The organism is Campylobacter sp. RM12654, from assembly GCF_020137585.1.
Taxonomy (GTDB): Bacteria; Campylobacterota; Campylobacteria; order Campylobacterales; family Campylobacteraceae; genus Campylobacter_E.
The window spans coordinates 1-22,894 of record NZ_JACGAR010000010.1 but is presented as its reverse complement, the minus strand read 5'-3'; the positions used below and the strand labels follow the sequence as shown (position 1 = coordinate 22,894).

The window sequence follows — 22,894 nt, the reverse complement described above, 5'->3', positions numbered from 1 at the left end:
AATGCAAACACCTTACGAGCCTAGTAAAAAGACTTTTATAGTATTGTTTTTTTTGTTGCTCGCTTCTTTTTTTATTATTTTTTCTTTTGTTAGAAGCAAAACTAATGAAAGGAATGTAGGTAGTATTGAAAGAGGTGAGCGAGTAGGTGCTTTAAATGGAGATATTATTAGTGCTGATGGATATACATTAGTAACTAGTAGAAGAATTTATAGAGCTGAAATTGATATTAGAAGTATTAATTTAGATAAATTAGATTATTTTTTAAAATTATTTCAGATTTATGCCTTTATTGATGATAAAGAAATGAAAGATATTAAAGCAAGATTATTAAAAGCTTTAAAGCAAAAAAAAGTTTATAATTTTGTTTTATCAAAAGAAATTGATTCAAAAGCCGCAAGTTATTTACAAGAATTATCTAAAAAACTTTATGTTTCAGGATTTTTTAAATCCTTTAAAAATGCAAATGGAAAAGTAAGTACAAGAAGACTTGAGATAATTGAACATAAAGAAGAAAGAGTTTTTTCTAAAGGAGATATTTTAACCCCAATTCTTGGTTATTCTCAACTAAGTTTAGAAGATGGAATATATTCAAATATTCCAAAAAAGGGTTTGGAAAAATATTATGAGCAGTATTTAAGTCCTAAAAGTGATTATAAAATAACAGGTAGTAAGGATATTGGTGGAAATATAATCATAAATTCTGATAGCTTTTTAAGTGATAGAATTAATGGTAGTAATGTATATTTAAATGTAAATTTAAAGCTTCAAAAAGGATTAGAAAATATAGCAAGTGTTGCTAGAAAAAATTTTGGTGCTAAGCAAGTAATAATAGGCATTTTAGATAGCAAAGACGCAAGTGTAATTGCACTAGCAACTAGCAAAAGGTATGACCCATATCATAGAAAAAGTGATTTATCGTATCTAAATACCGACGCTGTAGAATTTGAATACGAACCAGGCTCCGTAATTAAACCAATTGCTTTTGCTAATTTATTAAAACTAAATCGCATAACTCCTTTTGAATGGGTAAAGACTTATGGCGGAAGAATGAAGCTTGATAAGTTTTACATAACAGATACACATCCTATGGATAGTATGATTGCTGAAGATATTATAGTTCATTCATCAAATATAGGAATGGTTCAAATTTCTAATAAAGAAAATGTAAAAGAATTAATTAATGGTTATTTGGAATTTAATTTAGGAAATTTAACTGGTATTGACTTGCCTTATGAAAAAGCAGGTTTTATAAAAGATGCTAAAAAAACTTATGAAGTAGAAAAAAACACTATGGCTTATGGATATGGTTTTAGAACCACCTTTATACAACTTTTAGCAGCTTATAATGTATTTAATAATCGTGGAATTTGGATTAGTCCTAAAATTGCTAAATATTATAATGAAGATAAGGAATTAAAAGAAATATATACTAAAACAGAAAAAGAAGTCTTGCCACTTGAAATTGCAAAGCAGATGAATAGGATATTAATAAAAACTGCAAATCAAAAATCTTTAGCAAAATATTGGCCTTTAGGAATTAGCGTAGGTGGTAAAACAGGAACAGCAAGAATTAGCGTTAGTGGAAAATATGAAAGAGAATATAATGCAAATTTCTTCGGTTTTGCAAATGATGAAAACAATAGATACACAATTGGTGTTTTAGTAATGAGCCCTGATAAAGATAAAGAAGGATATTATGCAGCTCAAACAGCTTTACCTGTTGCAGCACTTGCTATTAATCAATTAATAGAAGATGGTTTTTTAAAGCCAAGTTATAATAGAATTGATTAATATTTATTTTATAAAATGCCCCTAAAAACGGATAAATAATGCAAAATATTAAAAATCAAATGATTTCATTTGCTAATGAAATATTAAAAAATTTTAATGGTGCTGTTTTAGGGCTTAGTGGTGGGCTTGATAGTGCTATTGTATTAAGAATATTAAGCGAGTGCGAAAAAAAGCCACATTGTCTTATAATGCCTACTAATATTTCAAATAAAACAAATCTTGATGACGCTATTAATTTAGCAAATAAATATGCTTTAAAATATGAAATTATAAATATTCAAAACATTTTAGATGAATTTATTAAAGCAAGTGGTTCTAATGATAAGGTATTAATAGGAAATTTTGCAGCTAGGATTAGAATGACTTTATTATATGATTATTCAGCTAAGCATAATTTATTAGTAGCAGGGACAAGCAATAAGAGTGAATTAATGTTAGGATATGGCACTATTTGGGGAGATTTAGCCTGTGCTTTTAATATTTTAGGCGATTTTTACAAGAGTGAATTATTTGAGTTTGCTAAATTTTTAGAACTACCTAATAATATAATTAGTAAAAAACCAAGCGCAGACCTTTATGAAGGTCAAGATGATGAGAGCGATATTGGTTTTACTTATACAGAAATTGATAAGTTTTTAAAAAATTATGAAAAAAATATAATTGATAATAATTATATAAAACTATTAGATAGAATAAATAAAAATAAGTTCAAAAGAGAAAATATAAAAATATTTAAAAGGTCATAAATATGAAAGAAATTTCTTGTTTTTTAAATGTAATTACAGAAGATGATAAAGAGTTTTTAATTAAATCATTAGATAATGATATAAATAGTATTAAATTATTAGAAGATAGTTTAAGTGAAATTTATAAAGGTTCTCGTATAGTTTTAACCAATAATCACACAGCAGCACACCATTTAGCTTTAAGTGCGATTGATTTAAAGCGTGGAGATAAGGTAATTTGCTCTGTAAATTCATTTCCAACAATTGCTCAAAGTATTAGATATTTTGATGCTGAACCTATTTTTGTAGATGTTGAGCTTGATAGTTTTAATATTGATATAAAGAGTTTAGAAGAAGCACTAATTAAACATAATCACAAGAAATTAAGAGCAGTTTTTGTAAATCATACCGCAGGGCTTGCAGCAAAACTTGATGAAATTAGAGCTTTATGTGAAAAATACAATGTATCTGTAATAAATGATTGTGGTTTTGCACTTGGTATGGAGTATAAAGGCGAATTAGTAGGAACTAAGGATTTAATATCTTCTTTTGGGTTTAATGCGATGAGAAAAGACCCTGTGTTTGCAGGCGGATTTTTAGTAATTAATGATGAAAAAGTTTATGAAAGAGCAAAATTATTAAACTCAAATGGAATTTCATCAAATGCTTGGGGAGATGATGGCAATCTTGGATATTTTTATGATGTAACAGATATTGGACACGAGTATGAAATCACTAAAGTATGTGCGTCTTTAGCTTTATCTAAAGTAAAAAATTATAAATATTACTTAAAAAGAAGAAGAGAAATAGCAAATATTTATAATGAAGAGTTAAAGGGTTTAAAGCATATTAAATTGCCTACAACAACCCCAGAACACACATTTTTAAGATATATCATAAAGGTTGATAAAAATAGAGATAATTTTGCTAAAAAGCTAAAAGAAATGGGGATAAATACAGGAATTCATTTCATACCTTTAAATTTCTTAAGCTACTATAAACAAAAATATAATCTAAAAATCAATGATTTTCCAAATGCTTTAGCAAACTATGCTCAGATTTTATCAATACCAATTCATATAAATCTTAGCGATGAAGATGTAAAAAGAGTTTGTGATGCTATAAAAACTCTTGATTCAAGCTGGATTTAATGGGTTTTATTGATAGATATTTTTTTAATCCTAATTTATGGCAAAAGATTTTAATTTTCACTCTTTTGCCGTTTTCTTATATATATTCTTTTATTGCTAGTAAAAACTTTAAATCTACAAAGAAAAATGATTTTAAAATTCCAATAATTAGCGTAGGAAATATCAGCGTAGGCGGTAATGGTAAAACCCCATTTTGCAAGGCTTTAAGCGATATGCTTTATCCTATTTATAACGATGATATTTTTATTATTCTTCGTGGTTATAAACGCAAAAGCAAAGGTTTGCTTGTAGTAAAATTGCGTAATCAAATTCTAAGCGATTATTTAAACGCAGGTGATGAAGCATTAGAACACGCTTTATTTACAAAAGCAAATGTAATTGTTAGTGAAGATAGAATTAAAGGTATTCAAAAAGCACTAGATTTAGGTGCAAAATGCGTTATTTTAGATGACGCTTTTTCTAAGACAAATATAAAAAAATTTGATATTTTATTAAACTCAAATATAAAATATAAATATAATTTTACCCTTCCAAGTGGAGCTTATAGACTTTCTAAAAGTTATGAAAAATTTGCAGATTTTAATGCTTATCAAGATTTACATTTTAAAAGGACTTCTTTTATTAAAGACATTAAAGAAGATATGATTTTAATATCAGCTATTGCAAAGCCTTTTAGATTATTGCAATATAAAGATTTAGTAAAAGCTTATTATTTTTATAACGACCATTCAAGTTTTAATAAAGAAGAGCTAATAAATCTTATGCAAAAGCACAATGCAAAATATATTTTGCTAACTAAAAAAGATTATGTAAAAATAAAAGATTTTAATCTAGAAACTATATTAATTGATGAAGAATTAATAATTTTTGATGAGTTAAAAACAGCTATATTTAATTATTTAAAGGAATTTAATGTATCTTATAAAGACAACCAGCAATGATTTAGAATTGCTTAAAAAAATTGCAAATAAAATAATCAAAAAAGAGCTTAGCAAGTGTATTCATATTGCTAAAATTACAAGTATTTATAAATGGGACGGAAAAATTATTAATGATGATGAGTTTAGTTTAGAAATAAAATCAAAAAATATAAAAAAGGTTTATAAAATAATCAAAAAACACCATAATTACGAATGTTTTGAGTTTGTGTATTATAAATTTAAAGCAAAAGATAAGTATTTAGAATTTTTAAAGGAGAAATAATGATATTTTATTCAAGTAGAGATGAAAACATTACAAGTGATTTTGCAAATGCACTTAAAAACCCACTCTCAAGCGATGGGGGATTGTTTTGCCCTAGTAAATTGCAAGTATTTAATAAAGATGAATTAAAAGGTTTGGGTTATAAAGAATTTGCTAAAAAGATTTTTTCAAGTTTGAGTGATGATTTGAGTAATTTTGAAAAGAGTTTAGATGAATATTTAGATTTTGATACTAAAGAGCCTTTTGTTATCAAAAAACTTGATAGTAAAACTGATATATGTGAATTATTTCACGGAAAAACTAGAGCTTTTAAGGACTTAGCATTAGCACCACTTGCAAGACTTATGGATAATGATAAGCATTTAATTATCTGTGCTACTAGCGGAGATACAGGCCCAGCAACTCTTAGTGCATTTAGTAAAAACAAAAGCTCAAAAGTAGTTTGTATTTTCCCAAAAGGAAAAACAAGTGCTGTTCAAGAGCGTCAAATGGCTAATGTAGATTATGGTAATTCTTTAGTTTTAGCAATTGATGGTAATTTTGATGATGCTCAAAGCACATTAAAAAATCTATTAAACGATAAAGAATTTAAAGAAATTGTAAAAAATCAAGGCTTAAATCTAAGTGCTGCAAATTCACTTAATTTTGGAAGAATTACTTATCAATTGCTATATCATTATTATCTTAGTCTTCAATACAAAAACCCAATAAATGTGATAATTCCTAGTGGGAATTTCGGTAATGCACTTGCTTGTTTTTATGCTAAGCAAATGGGTGCAAATATAGATAAAATCAAAATCGTAAGCAATGAGAATACAATTCTTTATGATTTCTTTACTACAGGTGAATATGATTTAAGAAATCGTGAGTTTAAATGCACTTATTCTCCTGCTATGGATATTTTAAAATCATCAAATCTTGAACGCTTAATGTATTATTTCTTCGGAGCTAGTAGAACTAAACAATTATATTTAAGTCTTGAAAGTGATAAATATTTTAAAATTACTAAAGATGAACTTGCTAGATTAAAAGAGCATTTTATAGCTTATAAATGCAGTGATACCGAAACTTTAGAAAATATTAAAGCTTATAAAAATTATTTATTAGACCCACACACAGCAACAGCTATTAATGCTCTTGATGATAGTTTTAATGTGATTTGTTCTACTGCTGAATGGACTAAATTTACCCCTAGTATTCAAAAAGCTTTAGGCATATTTAAAGATGAATTAAGTGGCATTAAAGATTTGGCTAAAAAGTATAATTATAAGCTTAATGATAGTCTTTTAAATGCTTTAAATTCAACTAATTATTATGCAAAAGATATAAAAGTAGATGAGATTAAAAAAACAATAATAGAATGGATAAAACAATGATTATAATTCCTGCTAGACTTAAATCAAGTCGTTTTAGTGAAAAGATTTTAGTGCCAATCAAAGGCATTCCTATGTGTATTTACACAGCTTTAAATGCTAGTAAGGCTGATAGGGTTGTGATTGCTACTGATAGTTCTAAGGTATTAGAATTAGCAAAAGAATATAATTTAACAGCTATTTTAACAAAGCAAACTCACGAAAGTGGGACTGAAAGATTAGCTGAATGCGTTGATATTTTAGGTCTTAATGATGATGAGTTAATTATAAATCTTCAAGCAGATGAGCCTTTATTTGAGCTTAGCAATTTAATTAAGTTTAAAGAATTTTGCAATGAATTTAAGAATGAATTTTTTATGGCGAGTTGCTATACTATAAAAGATACTCCAAGTGATGAAAATATGGTAAAAGTAGTCCTTGATACTAAGCAAAATGCTATATATTTTTCAAGAGCTGTAATTCCTTACGATAGAGATAAAAAGGGTGTAAAATACAATCATCATTTAGGTATATACGCTTATACAGCTAAGTCTTTAAAAGAATTTATAACTCTTAAATCAAGCTTAGAACATATTGAAAAATTAGAGCAATTAAGAGCTATTGAAAATGGCAAAATCATTAAAATGTGCGAGATTAATACAAAGTCTTTTGGTATTGATACAAAGGCTGATTACGAAAGATTATTGCAGGTTTTAGAAAATGACAAATGAGCTAATTTTAGCCATTATTAGTATTGTATTTTTTATAGTTTGCATTATTTTTTATATTCGTTATATAAATATTTTTAAGAGTGAAAGCTCGCTTAAAAACGAGTTTTTATCTCTTGCTAAAGATAAAGAATATTTGAGTGTTTTGAGTGAGAATTTAAAACAAGAATTAAATAATTATAAAAATAATTTAGTGCAAATTGAAAATGAAAGAAATAATTTAAATATTCAAAACTCGGCTTTAAGCGAAAAAGTAAATAATCTTGAAAATGATTATAAAGAATTAAAAAACGAGAATAATTTTATAAATGCTGAAATAGCAAACAAGCGTAATCAAAATGAAATTTTAAATACAGAACTTTCAAGGCTAAATGAAGAGCTTAAAAATACTAAAGAGCAATTTGAAAAAGAGTGCGAAAACTTAAAAAATACAAAAGATATTTTAGATAATTTATCTTCTAAATACCATTTAGAAAATGCTAAAAACGAAGCTTTAAACGAAAAAGTAAAATTGTATGAAAACAATTTAAAATCTTTAGAAGAAAAATATGAAAATACTTTAAAAACCTTAGAAAATAACCTAAAAGAGCAAAATGAAAAAAGCTCAAAATTAATTTATGAAGAAAACACAAAAGTATTATTAAATAATTCAAATGAGCTTTTAAACAAGATTTTTAGCCCTTTAAAAGAGCAAATTAGCGAATATGAAAAAGCTTTATTAAAGCAAAATACAAGCATAGAAAATAATATAAAAACAATGTTTGAAACAAGTCAGAATTTAGGCAAAAAGGCTGATGAGTTTGCTAATATTTTAAAAGGTGATAAAAAGGCTCGTGGGGATTTTGGAGAGATTATGCTTAAGCAGTGTTTATTATCTAGTGGGCTTATTGAAAACGAGCATTTTTTTATGCAAGAAAGCTTTAAAGATAGTGATAATAATACAAAAAGACCAGATGCGATTGTGTATTTTGAACCTAACAAATGCGTTATTATTGATTCTAAGTTCTCTTTACCAAGTAGTGATAATTTAGAAGTTTATAAAGATGAAATTGCAAATAATTTAAATGCTAGGATAAATGAACTTGCGAAAAAAGATTATGAATTAGCAGTTGATTTTGCAAATGAATATGTGATTTTATTTGTGCCTTATCAAAATATTTTAGATTTAGCCTTAGAAAGTGATTCACAGATTTTTAAAAAAGCCGAAGCTAAAAAGATATTTTTAGTAAGTCCTACTACGCTTTTTATGGGACTTAAAATGATTTATTTTGGCTGGAAAAACTATGAAGTAAATCAAAACGCTTTAAAAGTCTTTAATGAATTTGGTAAATTTTATGATAAATACGCTAGTTTTTATGAAGATTATGAAAAATTAAAAAAACAATGCGAAAATGGTTTTTTAAAAATTGATACTCATTTATATGGTAAAGGTAGTATTAGTTCTCGTTTAGAAAATCTAAAAGCCTTAGGTATTAAAAACAAAAAAGAATTAAGCGAATTAGCAAAAGATTTAAAAGATAGTGAAATTACTAGATTGATTGATAAAAAATAATTAAAGTATTAATTATTTTTAAAAGTTTTATGAATTAAATAATAAATTATAAATCCTTTTAAAAGTTCTATTTTAAGGGGATTTTTTTAAAATTTTTGAATTGTTTTTTTAAAAAAATTTGTTATTATTTATAAGCATACATTTAGGAGAGAAAATGATTTTTTTAATACCATTAATTATATTTATAGGAATACTTTTTGGGATTGATTACATATATTTTCAAGATGATGATAATAATGTAAAACAAGAAAAAGTTATAAAAAAACAAGAAGTAAGCAATGTAGATGAATATATCAAAAAGTATACAAAATGATAAAACAAGCTTTAATTGATACTTTTGCCGTTGCCGTTGCTTATATAGTAATTGGTATTGCATTTGGCATTCTTGCTTATTCAAATTCTTTTAGTTTTTTTGAAGTTTTTGTGGCTGCTGTTTTTGTTTTTTCTGCGTCATTGCAATTTTTATTATTATCTTTACTTAGCTCGGGTGCTAGTTTAGTAGAGATTTTAATAGCTTCAAGTTTGCTAAATCTTAGACATTTTTTCTATGTTTTAGGAGCTTTAAAATATTTTAGAGATTTAGGCTTTATAAAATACTATGCGATTTTTACTTTAACTGATGAGAGTTTTGCCTTACTTAGTGCAAAAGATTATGATAAAAAAACTGCCGTATTAATTCTAACTTTTAATCATTTTTATTGGATTTTTGGTTGTATTGTAGGGTATTTTATAGCAAGTTTTGCTAAGGCTGATTATAGTGCTTTAGGATTTTCTTTAAATGCTTTATTTATAGTTTTAGCTTACGAACTTTACATAAAACATAAAGAAAATAAAGTATTTTTCATAGCCTTAACTCTTGGGCTTATAGGTTTATTTTTCATAGATAAACAATATATGATGTTAAGTTGTATTTTTTCAGGAATTTTTATATTGATTTTAGGAAAGAAATTATGTCTTATACGATGAGTGCTTTATTAATTGCTGGTTTTAGTGCTGTTGTTTTAAAGGCTTTAGCTTATATATTTTTTGGGACAAAAAAACCAAATGAACTTTTAATGTATCTTGAAAAACATATGCCACTTTTGATTATGGTTATCTTAGTTTGCTTTTTATATAAAGGCTTAGATTATGAAAACCCACCTTATGCAAGTGATTATTTAGTAGCTGGGCTTGTTGCCTTAATCTCTCATATAATGTTTAAAAAAGGTTTTATTAGCATTATTTTAGCAACTTGTGTTTTTTATGTTTTACACGAAATTATTTTTTAGGAATTTAAATTGAGATATAGTGTTTTATTACTTAGTTTATTGTTTTTGAGTGCTTGTGGTGGTGGCGGTGGTGCTGCTAGTGTAGAGCCAAATAATTCAAATAATCAAAGCATAATTAATAAAGATTATACAAATTATTTGCCTACTGCTAATTTTAATTTAGAAGATAGTTTATATAATAGTAGTTATTTAAAATTCACACCGCAAAATTCTTCATCAAGCTATGTTACAAATATAGGCTTTAGCTCTAATTGGAATCAAGGTTTTTTAGGAACAGGAATAATCTTAGCTATCCTAGATACAGGGACAAGTGATTTAAGCAAATTAGCTTTTAATAATCATTATGATTACAATAATCACGCAACATTATATTGGAATGATTTAGAATATAGAGTTAATAATGCTAATTTTGCTCAAAAAACTTACAAAAGCTCTGTTTTGATTAATGAAAAAACAAAAGCAAAAGCAACTCATGGAATGCTAGTAATGAATACAGCAAATCATTTGGCAAAGGATATAAGATTTGCTAATGTGCCTTTGCCTTTACTTGATGCATATAAAAATAAGTTAAGTTCAGGAGATGATATAAATCTTGCCGCTACAATTGATTATTTATCAAATAGTGGGATAAGGTTTTTTAATCGTTCTTTTGCAGAAATAGGCGAAATTAATAAAAGCGAAGAATTAGTTGGGAATTTTTATCCAGCAATTATGCAAAATAATGCTCTTATAGTTAGTTCAGCGGGAAATGAGGAAACAACAGGAGATTTTTCAGCTCATGCTTTACCTATTAATAGCCCACTTAGAAAAGGTTGGATAATTGCACTTGGTTATTATGATAAACCAAAAGAAGATTACAAAAATATTTATTATATTATAGATAATGGGGTTAAAAAATATGTATATTCTGCAGGAAATACTTGCAAAAAATACGGAATTGATGATTGTATAGCAGCTCCTTTTTTAATAAATAATAATGCAGGAACTAGCTTTAGTGCCCCAGCTATTTTAACTCTTGGTGCTTTAATTTATGAAAAATATCCTTGGATGAGTAATGATAATATTAAAGAGAGTATTTTTACAACGGCTTATAAGGTTTATGGAGCAAATGAAAGCGAAGTTAAAGCTCATTTTGGAGAAGGCATTATAAATCCAGCAAAAGCAATGAATGGAGTTGCAAGTTTAAGGCATGATTTTAATGCTAATGTAGATATAGATAATTTATATGTATTCTCAAATGATATTAGTGGTAATGCAGGGCTTATTAAAGATGGGATTGGAACTCTTGCTTTAAGTGGAAAAAACACTTTTACAGGAGATATAAGTATTAAAAAAGGTGTTTTGTGGCTTAGTAATTCAAATAAAGCTAGTATCACTAATAATTCTATATTAAGAATGAGTAATGCTAGTGCTGCAAATTTAACCAATAATGGAATTTTAGTTAATGAAGGAATGGAAGTTAATAACCTAAAATTAGCTAATACAAGCGTAGTTTATACAAATATAGGCGAAAAATTTAATGTAATTAATAAAGCTATACTTAATGGGGATTTAAATGTAGTTGGGGTTAAATACGGCTATACTTTAAATAAAGAAAGAGAAAATATCTTAACAGCAGGAAGTATTGAAGGTGAGTTTAAAAATATAAAACCAAATTCTACATTTTTGAAATTAAGCGAACCAATATATGATGAAAATAATTTAAGTATTAAGGTAGATAAAATTGATGATTTAAATACTTTACCTGAATTAAATGCTTATGCTAAGAAAAATTACACAAGTTTATTTTCAAAATTTGATAGATTGCTTTATGAAACAAAAAAGCCTGATTTACCATTGGATACGGCAAATTATAAAGAAGTGAATTTAAATGGTAATTTAAGCGAAAGCGAGTTTTTAAAATACAATATGATTGCAAATGCGATAATAAATACAACAAAAGATGAATTAGCATCTACTACGAAAATATTATTTGCAGAAGATATTTATACAAACTCAATTTTAAATATCGCAAGGATAAAATCACTAAATAAAATAAGTTTTGATAATTTCGGAGTAAGTTATAATTACAATAAAATTAGTGATTTAAAAGAAAGTTCAAGTGAATATAAAATAGCTAATAATTTTGATAATTTAGGTCTTGCTTTTGTTTATAATGACGCTAGGATTTATAATGATAATTTTAAAAACAATTCAAGAACTTTAGGCTTTTTAGCAGGTTATAAAATAGATTTAGATGATTATTATTCTAAGAATTTGATTTCGTATTTTGATATTAAAAATAATGCAAATAGATTTGATTTAAGCTCAAAATTTAAAAATAAAGCCTTTTTAATCTCAAGTGAATTAGGATTAAATAATAATATTAGTCCTTATTTTAGGTTAAATTATTTGAAGTATTTTCAAGATAGTTTTAGTGAAAATAGTAATCTATTAGCTTTATCGTTTAATAAGTTTAATAAAGACTTTTATTATGCTAATTTAGGAATTAATTCTAATTTTGCTTTTAAAAAGCTAAATCTTAAAACTTATGCTGATTTAGAATATAATTTCAATAAAGATTATTATTTTTTAGCTAAATATGATTTTTCTGATGAATTAAAAATATCAAATGGCTTTTATAAACAATATTTATTTAATTTAGGTATTAATTTATCTTATCGTTTAAATGATAAAGTTAATTTTAATTTTGATTATAATAATTCATTTGCTAAGAATTATTTTGCAAATAAATTTAATTTAGGATTTTTATATGAATTTTAAACTATCATTAATTGCTTCTATATTTTTATTAAGTGCTTGTGGTGGTGGCGGTGGTGGAGCTGTAGTTCCGGTTTCAAATTCTATTCCAAAAACGACACCTATAAGTAGTCCAAATCCAGTTACACCAAAACCTAGTAATCCAGTTCCAAGTAATCCGGATTTAAAGCCAAGTAATCCAAGCCCAAATAATTCAGAGCCTAGTATTCCAAAACCAATTGAGCCAAATCTAGTGCTAAATCTTGTTAATACAAATATAAGCAAGGCAGAAATTAAAGAAACTTATGCTAATTTGCCTAACATTAAAATAGAAAATAAAGTAGAGTTAAGCGCAAAATTAACAAGCCAAAATAAAGAAGTAATAGAAGTTTTTAATAAGCTTTATGATAGTTCTTTAAAGACTTTTAGTGTAGCAAATAATGTTTCTAATTACGAAAGCTCAAAAGATATAGTAAATACAGATGATATTAATTCAAGAGCTGAAGCAAAACAATCAAGCTATGGATTTAGTTTTAATTGGAATCAAGGCTTTTTAGGTAATGGAATAATTATAGGTATAAATGATACAGGGACTAATGATTTAAAAAATATATTATTTAACGAGCATTATGATTATAAAAAGACAAATCAAACTAAATGGAATTCATTAGCAAATAGGATAGATGATGATAATTTTATAAGTAAAAACTATTCAAATTCTATTTTAAAAGATAGCAATAATAGTCCTATTTTACACGGCAAAAATGTAATAGATACAGCAAGTCTTATTGCAAATAAAATAAAATTTGCAAATATTGTAAATCCTATTAGTAAAAGTGAAATTGGCGATGATATTAATTTAGCCGCTACAATTGATGCTTTATCAAATAGTGGAGTTAGGTTTTTTAATCAATCTTATGAATATAGTAATTTAGATTATTCAAGTCCAAATACAGGCATATTTTATACGGCAATTATGAAAAATAATGCTTTAGTTTTTAATGCAGCAGGTAATATTACTGATAATATTAATAAGCCTTTTACAACCCACGCAATCCCACTTGATAGTCCTTTAAGAAAAGGTTGGGTAATTGTTTTAGGATATAAAACAGATACTGCAAGAGCAGATGAATATGGTAAGCATTTTTACATACAAGATAATGATGGAGCAATTAAAGAAGTTTTTCATCACGGAAATACTTGCAAGAAAAATGGTTGGGATGATTGTATTTCAGCTCCTTTTAAAATAAATGGAATTGAAGGCACAAGTTATAGCACTCCAGCAACTGCTAGTGTGGCGGCTTTAATTTATGAAAAATACCCTTGGATGAGTAATGATAATATTAAAGAGAGTTTATTTACAACCGCATTTAAGGTTACAAGCACTACAAATAATGCTGATGATATTAAGGCTCGTTTTGGGGTAGGGATTTTAAATCCTACTCGTGCTATGAATGGGGTTGCTGAGTTTAGAAAAGACTTTTATGCTAATGTGGATTTAGATAATTTATATGTATTTTCAAATAATATTAAAGGTGATTTTGGTCTTATTAAAGATGGAATTGGGACTTTAGTATTAAGTGGGGATAATACTTTTAAAGGTAATAGCGAGATTAAAAACGGCACATTGTGGCTAACTGGCAAGAAAAATCAAGCACATTTTACAAATACAAATGGTGTTTTAAGAGTAAGCAATACAACTGCAAGTGGTATTACAAATAATAGTGTTTTAATAAACGAAGGTTTAACTTTAGGTAGCCTTGAATTAGGTTCAAATAGCAAGATTTATTCTAATTTAGGCGAGAGTTTTAGAGTTTTAGGTAATGCTAAATTAGACGGGGAATTTAATTTAGTAGGTGTTAAATCAGGTGCGAATATAACTCAAGGTCAAAATGTAGATATTCTAACGGCAAGAAGCATTGAAAATAGATTTAAATCAGTGCAATCATTGGTAACCTTTTTAGAAATTAATGAGCCAACTTATACTAATGATAAAGTAAGCGTTATGGTTAAAAGAATTGATTTGAATAAAATTAATAATTTAAATGATTTTGCAAGCAAAAATTATCAATTATTGTTTAATCAACTTGATAATTATTTAGAATACGAAGTTGGTAAAAGAGATAAAACAAGCGATGATTTAGCTTATAATAATATTAATTTAGATGGGTATTTAAGCGAAGCTGAATACAATTTAAGAAGAGCTGATTTGTTTTATGCTAGTATTTTAAACACTACCCAAGACGAATTAGCAAAAAATACAAATAAGCTTTTTGCTAATGATTTATACGATAATAGTTTAATGAATATTGCAAAGGTTAAAAGTATTCAAGCAAATGATTTAAAAGATGATTTTAATATAGAACAAAGTTATAAATATAATAAAATTAATTCTTTAAAAGAAAGCTCAAATGAGACTTTAATTAGCAATGCTTTAATAAAAGATGATTTTAAATTCGCTTTAGGTTTTGTTTATAATAATTCAAATATTTATAATGATGATTTTAAAAACAATGCAAGAACTCTTGGCTTAATTGCTAATGCGAATTTTAATTTAGATGATTTTTATATCAATAATAAATTAAGTTATATTAATACTTTAAATAAGACAGAAAGATTTGGCAATTATGCAAAATTTTATGATAATTCTTTAGCATATACTTTAAAATTTGCTTATAAATTGAATGATTTTTATCCTTTTGTCGCTTTAAATGGTATTTTTTATAAACAAAATTCTTTTAATGAATTAGGCAATGATTTTAGCGTAAGTGTTAATAGCTTTAAAAAGTTTTTTACTTATTCAAATATAGGACTTGAGTATAAGAAAAATTTAAATTATTTAAACTTGTTAGCTAGTGTTGATTTAGAATATAATTTTTACAAACATTATTTATTAAAGGCAAAAAATATAAGCTATCAAAATAGCATTGATATTAGTAATGGTTTTTCAAAAAAACTATTAACTAATATTAATTTAGGTTTAGGTTATTCTTTTAACGATAGGCTTAATCTTGGGATAAATTATAAGTTAAATTATGCTAAAGATTATTTTGCCAATAAGTTTATGTTGGGTATTAATTATAATTTTTAAGGAGCTTTAATGAGAGTTTTTAAGTTTGGCGATAATATAGATACAGATTTAATCATAGCCGCAAGATATTTAAATACAAGTGATGAAAAAGTATTAGCTAGTTATGTTATGGAAGATGCTAGACCTGGATTTTTTAAAGAAATTAAAGAAAATGATTGCATAGTTGCAGGAGAGAATTTTGGCTGTGGTTCTAGTCGTGAGCACGCACCAATTGCTATTAAAGCTGCAAATATTAAATGTGTAATCGCAAAAACTTATGCGAGAATTTTTTATAGAAACGCATACAATACTGGACTTTTAATATTAGAGTGCAACGATACTGATAAAATTGCAGAAAATGATGAATTAGATATAGATATTACAAATGGAATTATTAAAAATATCACAAAAAACGAAAGCTATAAAATAAATCCAATCCCTGTATTTATGCAAGAATTATTAAATGCGGGTGGTTTGATTGAATACGCTAGTAAGGTTGCAAAATGAATAAAATTTGTGTAATTAAAGGCGATGGAATAGGCCCTGAAATAATCAATGAAGCTATAAGAGTTTTAAAAGTAGTTCGCCCTGATTTAGAATATACTGAATGCTTAATGGGTGGGGCTGCGATTGATGCTGTTGGAGTTCCTTTACCACAAGAAACTATTGATGTAGCATTAAATTCTAATGCAGTTTTATTTGGTGCAATTGGTGGAGAAAAATGGGATAAGCTAGAACGCCATTTAAGACCTGAGAGTGGATTATTAGCACTTAGAAAAGCTTTAGGAGTATTTGCAAATCTTCGTCCTGCTTTTGTATATGATGGGCTTGAAGAGCTTAGCACTATTAAAGCTAGTGTTGTAAAAGGCGTTGATTTACTTGTAGTAAGAGAATTAACGGGTGGAATTTATTTTGGACAACCTAGAGAAAAACTAGCAGATAGAGCTTATAATACAATGGTTTATACTCGTGATGAGATAATTAGAATTGCAAAAATTGGTTTTGAAAGTGCAATGAAACGCCGCAAAAAATTATGTATGGTAGATAAAGCTAATGTGCTTGAAACTTCAGCTTTATGGAGAGAAGTTTGCGATGAGTTGGCTGTAAATTATCCTGAAGTTGAATTAAGCTATATGTATGTAGATAATGCTGCTATGCAACTTATTAAAAATCCAAAGCAATTTGATGTGATTTTAACAGAGAATTTATTCGGAGATATTTTAAGCGATGAAGCTAGTATGGTAGTTGGCTCAATCGGATTACTTGCAAGTGCTAGTATAGGTGGAAAAGTTGGACTTTATGAGCCAATTCACGGAAGTGCTCCTGATATTGCTGGTCAAGGCATAGCAAATCCAATTGCTACAATTTTGAGTGCTGCTATGATGTTAAGATTTGCATTAAACGATGAAGTATCAGCATCAAAAATAGAAAATGCAGTAAAAAGAGTAATAAGCGAAGGCTATGGATGTGCTGATTTAGCTAATGCAAAAATTAAATTAAATACCCAAGAAATGGGCGAATTAGTAGCGAAGTATTGCTAATGCAAACAATAACCGCAGCAAAGATTTATGAAGAACAAGGGCTAAGAGAAGAAGCCCTTGAAATATATAAAAATATTTTAAAGCGTGATAAAAACAATCAAGCAGCTAAAGAAGGTATTTATAGATTAAGTGGTGCTAAGGTGCATAAACTTGAGCTTAATTTATTAATGTATGATTTTTTTATGAATGCTAAAAGCGAACAAGAATATAATGAGTTTAAAAGGTGGCTAATAAATATATGAATAATGAAGAATTATCACAAATGATTGATAGATTATCTCAAGTAGCAGCAGAAGAGATTAAAAAAGAATACGAAAAAGCTGAAGAAGAGCAAATAAATGAAGTAAAAGCAGTAAATGAAATCAGTAGCGAAGAAGAGATAATAGCTAAGATTGAAGATATTCAAAGAGCTAAAGAAACTACTAGCACAGCTATGCTATCAACTTATGAAAAGCAATATTTATTGAAAATTAAAGAAAGAATTTTAGTTCTTTTTGAAGCTTTAAACACCAAGCAAAATGAAGAAGATTTACAAAAAAGATTAGAAATAACAATATCTTTTATAGAATTTTTACTAGCAAGTATTGAAGAGCGTTTAAAAAATTAATGCTTCCTTGGGATGATGAGATTTTTTTAACAATACAATCAATTTTATCAAAATACACAAAAAGAGCTTATTTTGTGGGTGGTTGTGTTAGAGATATTTATCTAAGAAATAATACAAATGATTATGATATAGAGATTTATGATGTAAGTCCTAGTAAAATGGAGCAGATTGCTAAAGAATTAAACGCTTTAGGTGTAGGCAAAAGTTTTTTTGTATATAAAAAAGCAAATTATGATTTAGCACTTGCAAGAACAGAGAAAAAAACAGGCGATTTACATACGGATTTTCGTGTAAAAGTTGAAACAAGCATATACAAAGGCTCGCTTAGAAGAGATTTTCGTATGAATACAATAATGATTAATATTTTTACACAAGAAATAATAGACTTACATAAAGGCATTCAAGATTGTAAAAAAAAGCTAATTAGAATAGTGAATTATTCTACATTTAAAGAAGATTCGCTAAGGCTTTTAAGATTTATTCAATTCATTGCTAGATTTAAGCTAAAGACTAAGAAAAAGGATTTAAGGTATCTAAAAAAAATTGATATTTCAAACCTTAGCAAGGATAGAATTTATAATGAATTAATAAAATTATTTGAAGCAAAATACCCTGAAATTGGGCTTTATTATTTGTATAAACTAAATTTATTTGAAAAATGTTTTGGTTTTAGTGTTAGCAAATATGAATTTTTTGCTGTTTTAAAAAAGATTAAAGATAATAAGAATTTAGTTTGTAAGGAAAAAAGATTTGCTTTAATGTTTTTTTATTTTATTGATTATTTTAATACATATTATCAATTTATGCCTTATAAAAAAATGCTTTTCTTTTTAACAAAAGAGCCAAATTTTAATGATTTAAATGACTATAATTTATGCAAAATTGCTATTAAAATGCCACTTAGAGAGTGGCTTGGACTAAATAAGGATATTGTAAAACGAGCTAAAGAATTAGGAATTTATAATGACAAAATAAAAGTCGTATATGAAAATATTAGCTCAAAAGAAGAAGCACTAATATGCGAAGAAAAAGCCATTAAGGAGTATATGAAAAATGTTTAATATAGTTTTAGTTGAGCCAAGAATTGCAGGAAATGTAGGGACAATAGGTAGAATGTGCTATAACTTAGGTTTTAAATTGCACCTTGTTGGACCTCATTTTTTGGATTTTTCAAACAAAAAGATTATGCATGCAGGTCTTGATTATTGGGATAAACTTGAGCCGATTTTTTGGGATAATGCAAAGGATTTTTTAGCTAATAATGATATTGCTAAAATGAAATTCGCTAGCACAAAATCAAAAAATCCTTATTTTAACGCTAGTTTTAATGAAGGAGATTTTATAGTGTTTGGAAGTGAGAGTTTTGGTTTGCCACAGCCTGAAATTAAAGAGATTTTAAGTAATGAAAACACCTTTTTAATACCTATGAAAAGTTATGGCAGGTCGCTTAATCTAGCTCAAAGCGTTGCGTTTTTAAGCTCGGAAGCCTTAAGGCAGAATTTTAAAAATTTTAGTATTTAGTATTTATCTAGTTACTACTAACTAGATAAATTATTTTTTCTAAACAAAAGCAAAGAATTAAACACCACAACAAGCGATGAAATACTCATAAGCATAGCACAAAGTGCAGGATTTAAATGCAAATTAATCTCGCTAAAAACCCCACAAGCTAGAGCAATTCCTATGAAATTATAAAAAAACGATATGAATAAATTTTGCTTAATCTTACTATAAGCTTTATCAAAAATCTCAAAAAGTTTTATGATTTTAATCAAATCATTTTTTAGCAATATCGCATCGGCTTTATTTTTAGCAATTGCATTTGCGTTGCTAAATGATATACCAAAATTAGCCGTTCTTAATGCCTTAATATCATTAGCCCCGTCCCCAATAAATACGCTTTTTGCGTTTAAATTCTTTATTATCGCAGCTTTATTTTCAGGTGTAACTCTAAAATAATATTCGCTAATTTCTAGTTTATTTGCTAGATTTTCTACTCTTTCTTTACTATCTCCGCTAATTATTATTATTCTTTTATTGAGTGATTTTAAAAAGCTAATTAATTCTTTTGCATTTTCGTTAATTTCGTTTTCTAGAGTAATTTTGCCTAAATACAAATCATTTTTATAGCATAAAAACTCATTTTCGCAAGGTTTTATTTCTACTTTTAAATTCTCATCAGTATAAATTAAAGAATTATCCTTTAAAGCACAAGTTCCATTTAAATCTAAAAAATCAGTAAAATTATTCGTAATACTCTTAGCTATTGGGTGATTTTGAGTATTTTCAATACTTGCAATTAGCCTAAAATCAGCTTCGCTTAAATCGTGTGATATTTTTTGCACTGAATTTGTAAGTGTGCCTGTTTTATCAAAAACAAAGCATTCTATATCTTTTATTGAGTTAATTAGCTCTGGATTTTTTAAAATTATTCCTTCTTTAAAGCATAAATTAATGCAAATTACTATTACCATAGGAATTGCAAGTCCTAAGGCACATGGACATGAAATTAACAACACACTACTAACATAAAAAAACACCTTAGAAGAATCTATAAAATACCAAGCAAGTCCTGTAATACTAGCGATTATACAAATTATTAATACAAAATATTTGCTAATCTTATCAACTAATTTAAAGGCTTTTAAATCCTTATTATTAGCTTTCATTGCTTCATCTTTAAGTTTTTCAAGTGAGCTTTCATAATAAGTGCTAGTTGCTTTTATCTTTAATAATTCGCCCTTATTAATGCTACCTGCATAGACTAATTCTCCTATTTTTTTGCTTAGACTAAAGCTTTCTCCACTAATAACGCTCTCATCAATTAAGGCTTCATTTAGACATATCCCATCTACTAAGATTTCTTCGCCGTTTTTAATAAGTAGCTCATCATCTTTATTTATTTGATTTGCTTTTATTATTTTATTGTTTGCTAGGGTTATTGTAGGGATTTTGCTTGGTGTGATTAAAGAATTTGCTTTAGCTTTTGCTTTATTTTCAATAAATTTTCCAAGCCTAATCACAAAGCAGACAAAAGTGCTTTCAAAAAAGAAATGATGATGAATACTAAAAAATGAATAAAAATAATTAATGCTAATTCCAAGCACTACAAGTAAATCCATTCCATAGCTTTTATGAAATATTACTCTTTTATAAAAATCAAGCGAAAGTAAAATAGCCAAACTTGCAAAAACACAAGAGAATAAAAAGCTAAAATCAATAAAAGTTAAAACACTAAAAATCGCTAAAAAAATTAGCCTAATGCCTTCGTAAGTTTTTTTTGCATTTATTTTTTCTAAGCTTACTTCAAAGCCTAGTTTTTTGATAGCAAAAATTAGCTTTTCACTATCAAAATCATCATTTACACTAAATTCTCCAAATTTATTGATAAAATCAACCCTTGCATCTATTACGCCTAATTTTAAGGCTTCTTGTTTGATTGAATTAGCACAATTTACACAATGCATTCCATTAATAAAAAGCCTTATATTTTTCATACTAATTTACCTAATCTAAATCCTAATTCTAAAAGCTCATCTTCAAATTCTTCTTTATTCGCATTTATAAAAATATATTTTAAATCATCACTAAAATTAATTGCCCCAAAATCTTCTTCTAAAGCATTTTTTATCTTATTTACACAATGATTGCAATTTACATTAAAAATCTCATATTTTTTCATTTTATCTCCTTTAAAAAATGTAGCTTTCCCCATCATCTGGGATTAAAACTCTATCGCTTAAATTATTCTTATTTACAAATTCTTTTAAAGCTTTTCTAGTTAAAATACAATGATTAATAGCTTCTAAATGAACGGCTATTATCTTGCTAGTTGATATTTTAGCAATATTTTTAATATCGTTTTCATTCATAATAATACTATCATCAAATCCTAAAACCATAGCATTTCCAGCATTTACAATAACAATATCATAATTTTGTTTTAAAGTATTTTCAACATCTTTTGTTAAAACACTATCTCCTATTAAATAAACACTTTTGCAATCTTTTGCACTAAAAATAACTCCCATTGTATCACCTAAAAGCCTTGCTAATTCTTCGTTTTTATATATTTCTTCGCTTCCGTGTTTTGCTTTAGTTTTTGTTAGTTTTACTCCTTGAAATTCTAAAGTATCGCTTAAAATCTCAAGATTTTTAAATCCTAAATCTTTAAAATAATTATAATCTTGATTATCTTGAACGAAGACTTTAATATTTTTATCTAATTTTTTACAGGTATATTCATCTATATGGTCTAAATGATTATGAGTAATTATTACAGCATTTACATCATTTATAATTTCTTCAAAACTAAATGGCAAATCCACTAAAGGATTTCTTAAATGTGAATTATAAGTATTTGCAAAACCTTCATAAGTGCCTTTTGGTGCTAACATAGGGTCTATTAAAAAGCACACATTATTTATAGTGATTTTTACACAAGCACTTCTAATTAATTGAACTTTTGTATTCATAAAATCTCCTTAAATTAAATTAAAGGATAGATATTATCTTTTTTAAAAATAATTGTAAATTACTTACTTTTTCGTATGTATGATAAGCTTTTTTCATTTAAAGCATTGAATAATTTCTTTTCTTTTAAAACTTCAATGCCTATTTCTTGAAAAATAATAATAGCTTTTAACATTTGCTTTCCACGATTTGTTAAAAAATATTCTACTTTTAGTGGATAGCCATCATAAGTTATTTTATCTACTAAGCCATTTTCTCTTAATTGATTTAAGTGTTCAAGAAGCATTTTTTGACTAATTCCAATTATATCTTTTTGTAATTTTGATAAAGAAGAATTACCTAAACTTAATTGAAAAATGATTATGCTTTTCCATTTTCCATTTATCATATTTGCAGCTACTTGCAAAGGACAGGTTACATTATTCATATTTATTTGCATAAAAACTCCTTTATACTTACAAATTCGTAAGTAATTTACATTTACTTAAATATGAATTATAATCACAAAAATTAAAAAGGATTAAAGTTATCCTAAAACTAAATTTAAAGGAAAAACAATGACTTGCACCTATCAAGACTTAATTCATAAACCAATAAAACAACATTCAAACAATCATTCTTGTAATCACTCACACCATAACCACTCCCATAATAATTCTAATCACTCACAAGAACACCACGACCATTCTCATA

The 22,894-nt window shown here is 26.6% G+C and carries 23 protein-coding genes; 19 read left to right on the top strand and 4 right to left on the bottom strand.

All coding sequences use genetic code 11. From position 1 onward, the window contains the following. Position 1: 1 nt before the first annotated feature. From AVBRAN12654_RS04695 to AVBRAN12654_RS04605, 19 genes are all read left to right on the top strand, one after another. Complete coding sequence (locus tag AVBRAN12654_RS04695) at positions 2–1,792, top strand: penicillin-binding transpeptidase domain-containing protein (protein WP_214117858.1); 1,791 nt, start codon at positions 2–4, stop codon at positions 1,790–1,792. A 38-nt stretch (positions 1,793–1,830) separates the two neighbouring features. Then, complete coding sequence (nadE, locus tag AVBRAN12654_RS04690; protein ID WP_214117857.1) at positions 1,831–2,538, top strand: NAD(+) synthase; 708 nt, start codon at positions 1,831–1,833, stop codon at positions 2,536–2,538. A 2-nt stretch (positions 2,539–2,540) separates the two neighbouring features. Further along, on the top strand, positions 2,541–3,668 hold the full coding sequence (locus AVBRAN12654_RS04685) for a DegT/DnrJ/EryC1/StrS family aminotransferase (RefSeq protein ID WP_214117856.1): 1,128 nt from the start codon (positions 2,541–2,543) through the stop codon (positions 3,666–3,668). After that, positions 3,668–4,609 carry a tetraacyldisaccharide 4'-kinase gene (locus AVBRAN12654_RS04680; RefSeq protein WP_336614020.1) on the top strand — a complete coding sequence of 314 codons (942 nt, stop codon included), beginning with the start codon at positions 3,668–3,670 and terminating at the stop codon, positions 4,607–4,609. The genes AVBRAN12654_RS04685 and AVBRAN12654_RS04680 overlap by 1 nt, the downstream gene beginning before the upstream one ends. Continuing rightward, complete coding sequence (gene cutA / locus AVBRAN12654_RS04675; protein ID WP_214120292.1) at positions 4,581–4,871, top strand: divalent cation tolerance protein CutA; 291 nt, start codon at positions 4,581–4,583, stop codon at positions 4,869–4,871. The genes AVBRAN12654_RS04680 and cutA overlap by 29 nt, the downstream gene beginning before the upstream one ends. Next, positions 4,871–6,247, top strand: a complete 1,377-nt coding sequence (thrC, locus tag AVBRAN12654_RS04670; RefSeq protein WP_214117853.1) for a threonine synthase — start codon at positions 4,871–4,873, stop codon at positions 6,245–6,247. The genes cutA and thrC overlap by 1 nt, the downstream gene beginning before the upstream one ends. Then, complete coding sequence (gene kdsB / locus AVBRAN12654_RS04665; RefSeq protein WP_214117852.1) at positions 6,244–6,954, top strand: 3-deoxy-manno-octulosonate cytidylyltransferase; 711 nt, start codon at positions 6,244–6,246, stop codon at positions 6,952–6,954. Before thrC ends, kdsB begins: the two co-directional genes overlap by 4 nt. Then, positions 6,944–8,503 carry a DNA recombination protein RmuC gene (gene rmuC, locus AVBRAN12654_RS04660; protein ID WP_336614019.1) on the top strand — a complete coding sequence of 520 codons (1,560 nt, stop codon included), beginning with the start codon at positions 6,944–6,946 and terminating at the stop codon, positions 8,501–8,503. The genes kdsB and rmuC overlap by 11 nt, the downstream gene beginning before the upstream one ends. A 154-nt stretch (positions 8,504–8,657) precedes the next feature. After that, positions 8,658–8,816, top strand: a complete 159-nt coding sequence (locus AVBRAN12654_RS04655; protein ID WP_214117850.1) for a hypothetical protein — start codon at positions 8,658–8,660, stop codon at positions 8,814–8,816. Beyond that, complete coding sequence (locus AVBRAN12654_RS04650) at positions 8,813–9,469, top strand: AzlC family ABC transporter permease (protein WP_214120295.1); 657 nt, start codon at positions 8,813–8,815, stop codon at positions 9,467–9,469. Before AVBRAN12654_RS04655 ends, AVBRAN12654_RS04650 begins: the two co-directional genes overlap by 4 nt. Continuing rightward, on the top strand, positions 9,454–9,771 hold the full coding sequence (locus tag AVBRAN12654_RS04645) for an AzlD domain-containing protein (protein WP_214117848.1): 318 nt from the start codon (positions 9,454–9,456) through the stop codon (positions 9,769–9,771). Before AVBRAN12654_RS04650 ends, AVBRAN12654_RS04645 begins: the two co-directional genes overlap by 16 nt. Before the next feature lie 9 nt (positions 9,772–9,780). After that, positions 9,781–12,534 (top strand): S8 family serine peptidase, encoded by a 2,754-nt coding sequence (locus AVBRAN12654_RS04640; RefSeq protein ID WP_336614018.1) that lies wholly within the window; start codon positions 9,781–9,783, stop codon positions 12,532–12,534. Continuing rightward, positions 12,524–15,601, top strand: a complete 3,078-nt coding sequence (locus AVBRAN12654_RS04635; RefSeq protein WP_336614017.1) for a S8 family serine peptidase — start codon at positions 12,524–12,526, stop codon at positions 15,599–15,601. Before AVBRAN12654_RS04640 ends, AVBRAN12654_RS04635 begins: the two co-directional genes overlap by 11 nt. A gap of 9 nt (positions 15,602–15,610) precedes the next feature. After that, the gene (locus AVBRAN12654_RS04630) at positions 15,611–16,087 is read left to right on the top strand and encodes a 3-isopropylmalate dehydratase small subunit (protein WP_214117845.1); all 477 of its coding nucleotides are present in this window, start codon (positions 15,611–15,613) and stop codon (positions 16,085–16,087) included. Continuing rightward, on the top strand, positions 16,084–17,121 hold the full coding sequence (leuB, locus tag AVBRAN12654_RS04625) for a 3-isopropylmalate dehydrogenase (protein ID WP_214120498.1): 1,038 nt from the start codon (positions 16,084–16,086) through the stop codon (positions 17,119–17,121). The genes AVBRAN12654_RS04630 and leuB overlap by 4 nt, the downstream gene beginning before the upstream one ends. Continuing rightward, on the top strand, positions 17,121–17,363 hold the full coding sequence (locus tag AVBRAN12654_RS04620) for a hypothetical protein (protein WP_214117843.1): 243 nt from the start codon (positions 17,121–17,123) through the stop codon (positions 17,361–17,363). The genes leuB and AVBRAN12654_RS04620 overlap by 1 nt, the downstream gene beginning before the upstream one ends. Beyond that, a complete protein-coding gene (locus AVBRAN12654_RS04615; protein ID WP_336614016.1) occupies positions 17,360–17,728 on the top strand; it encodes a CiaD-like domain-containing protein in 369 nt (122 codons plus the stop codon). The genes AVBRAN12654_RS04620 and AVBRAN12654_RS04615 overlap by 4 nt, the downstream gene beginning before the upstream one ends. Beyond that, positions 17,728–18,789, top strand: coding sequence for a CCA tRNA nucleotidyltransferase (locus tag AVBRAN12654_RS04610; protein WP_336614015.1), 1,062 nt, complete (start codon positions 17,728–17,730; stop codon positions 18,787–18,789). Before AVBRAN12654_RS04615 ends, AVBRAN12654_RS04610 begins: the two co-directional genes overlap by 1 nt. Then, positions 18,782–19,249: a tRNA (cytidine(34)-2'-O)-methyltransferase gene (locus AVBRAN12654_RS04605; protein ID WP_214117840.1), complete on the top strand. Its 468-nt coding sequence runs from the start codon at positions 18,782–18,784 to the stop codon at positions 19,247–19,249. The genes AVBRAN12654_RS04610 and AVBRAN12654_RS04605 overlap by 8 nt, the downstream gene beginning before the upstream one ends. A 17-nt stretch (positions 19,250–19,266) precedes the next feature. Here the strand turns inward: AVBRAN12654_RS04605 and AVBRAN12654_RS04600 are convergent, their stop codons facing one another. From AVBRAN12654_RS04600 to AVBRAN12654_RS04585, 4 genes are read right to left on the bottom strand one after another with little or no spacing between them, the layout of a single operon-like run. After that, the gene (locus tag AVBRAN12654_RS04600; RefSeq protein WP_336608030.1) at positions 19,267–21,225 is read right to left on the bottom strand and encodes a heavy metal translocating P-type ATPase; all 1,959 of its coding nucleotides are present in this window, start codon (positions 21,223–21,225) and stop codon (positions 19,267–19,269) included. Continuing rightward, a complete protein-coding gene (locus tag AVBRAN12654_RS04595) occupies positions 21,222–21,410 on the bottom strand; it encodes a heavy metal transport/detoxification protein (protein WP_214117838.1) in 189 nt (62 codons plus the stop codon). The genes AVBRAN12654_RS04600 and AVBRAN12654_RS04595 overlap by 4 nt, the downstream gene beginning before the upstream one ends. A 10-nt stretch (positions 21,411–21,420) precedes the next feature. Then, positions 21,421–22,203: an MBL fold metallo-hydrolase gene (locus tag AVBRAN12654_RS04590; protein ID WP_336608029.1), complete on the bottom strand. Its 783-nt coding sequence runs from the start codon at positions 22,201–22,203 to the stop codon at positions 21,421–21,423. A 59-nt stretch (positions 22,204–22,262) separates the two neighbouring features. Further along, on the bottom strand, positions 22,263–22,640 hold the full coding sequence (locus AVBRAN12654_RS04585) for a winged helix-turn-helix transcriptional regulator (protein ID WP_250325158.1): 378 nt from the start codon (positions 22,638–22,640) through the stop codon (positions 22,263–22,265). Positions 22,641–22,894 lie beyond the last annotated feature (254 nt).

Coding starts and splice junctions, on each gene's coding strand:
- leuB (WP_214120498.1), top strand. CDS start 16,084: ATGAATAAAATTTGTGTAATTAAAGGCGATGGAATAGGCCCTGAAATA.
- AVBRAN12654_RS04600 (WP_336608030.1), bottom strand. CDS start 21,225: ATGAAAAATATAAGGCTTTTTATTAATGGAATGCATTGTGTAAATTGT.
- AVBRAN12654_RS04630 (WP_214117845.1), top strand. CDS start 15,611: ATGAGAGTTTTTAAGTTTGGCGATAATATAGATACAGATTTAATCATA.
- AVBRAN12654_RS04650 (WP_214120295.1), top strand. CDS start 8,813: ATGATAAAACAAGCTTTAATTGATACTTTTGCCGTTGCCGTTGCTTAT.
- cutA (WP_214120292.1), top strand. CDS start 4,581: ATGTATCTTATAAAGACAACCAGCAATGATTTAGAATTGCTTAAAAAA.
- AVBRAN12654_RS04590 (WP_336608029.1), bottom strand. CDS start 22,203: ATGAATACAAAAGTTCAATTAATTAGAAGTGCTTGTGTAAAAATCACT.
- AVBRAN12654_RS04585 (WP_250325158.1), bottom strand. CDS start 22,640: ATGCAAATAAATATGAATAATGTAACCTGTCCTTTGCAAGTAGCTGCA.
- AVBRAN12654_RS04615 (WP_336614016.1), top strand. CDS start 17,360: ATGAATAATGAAGAATTATCACAAATGATTGATAGATTATCTCAAGTA.
- AVBRAN12654_RS04595 (WP_214117838.1), bottom strand. CDS start 21,410: ATGAAAAAATATGAGATTTTTAATGTAAATTGCAATCATTGTGTAAAT.
- AVBRAN12654_RS04680 (WP_336614020.1), top strand. CDS start 3,668: ATGGGTTTTATTGATAGATATTTTTTTAATCCTAATTTATGGCAAAAG.
- thrC (WP_214117853.1), top strand. CDS start 4,871: ATGATATTTTATTCAAGTAGAGATGAAAACATTACAAGTGATTTTGCA.
- nadE (WP_214117857.1), top strand. CDS start 1,831: ATGCAAAATATTAAAAATCAAATGATTTCATTTGCTAATGAAATATTA.
- AVBRAN12654_RS04685 (WP_214117856.1), top strand. CDS start 2,541: ATGAAAGAAATTTCTTGTTTTTTAAATGTAATTACAGAAGATGATAAA.
- AVBRAN12654_RS04610 (WP_336614015.1), top strand. CDS start 17,728: ATGCTTCCTTGGGATGATGAGATTTTTTTAACAATACAATCAATTTTA.
- AVBRAN12654_RS04620 (WP_214117843.1), top strand. CDS start 17,121: ATGCAAACAATAACCGCAGCAAAGATTTATGAAGAACAAGGGCTAAGA.
- kdsB (WP_214117852.1), top strand. CDS start 6,244: ATGATTATAATTCCTGCTAGACTTAAATCAAGTCGTTTTAGTGAAAAG.
- AVBRAN12654_RS04635 (WP_336614017.1), top strand. CDS start 12,524: ATGAATTTTAAACTATCATTAATTGCTTCTATATTTTTATTAAGTGCT.
- AVBRAN12654_RS04655 (WP_214117850.1), top strand. CDS start 8,658: ATGATTTTTTTAATACCATTAATTATATTTATAGGAATACTTTTTGGG.
- AVBRAN12654_RS04645 (WP_214117848.1), top strand. CDS start 9,454: ATGTCTTATACGATGAGTGCTTTATTAATTGCTGGTTTTAGTGCTGTT.
- AVBRAN12654_RS04695 (WP_214117858.1), top strand. CDS start 2: ATGCAAACACCTTACGAGCCTAGTAAAAAGACTTTTATAGTATTGTTT.
- rmuC (WP_336614019.1), top strand. CDS start 6,944: ATGACAAATGAGCTAATTTTAGCCATTATTAGTATTGTATTTTTTATA.
- AVBRAN12654_RS04605 (WP_214117840.1), top strand. CDS start 18,782: ATGTTTAATATAGTTTTAGTTGAGCCAAGAATTGCAGGAAATGTAGGG.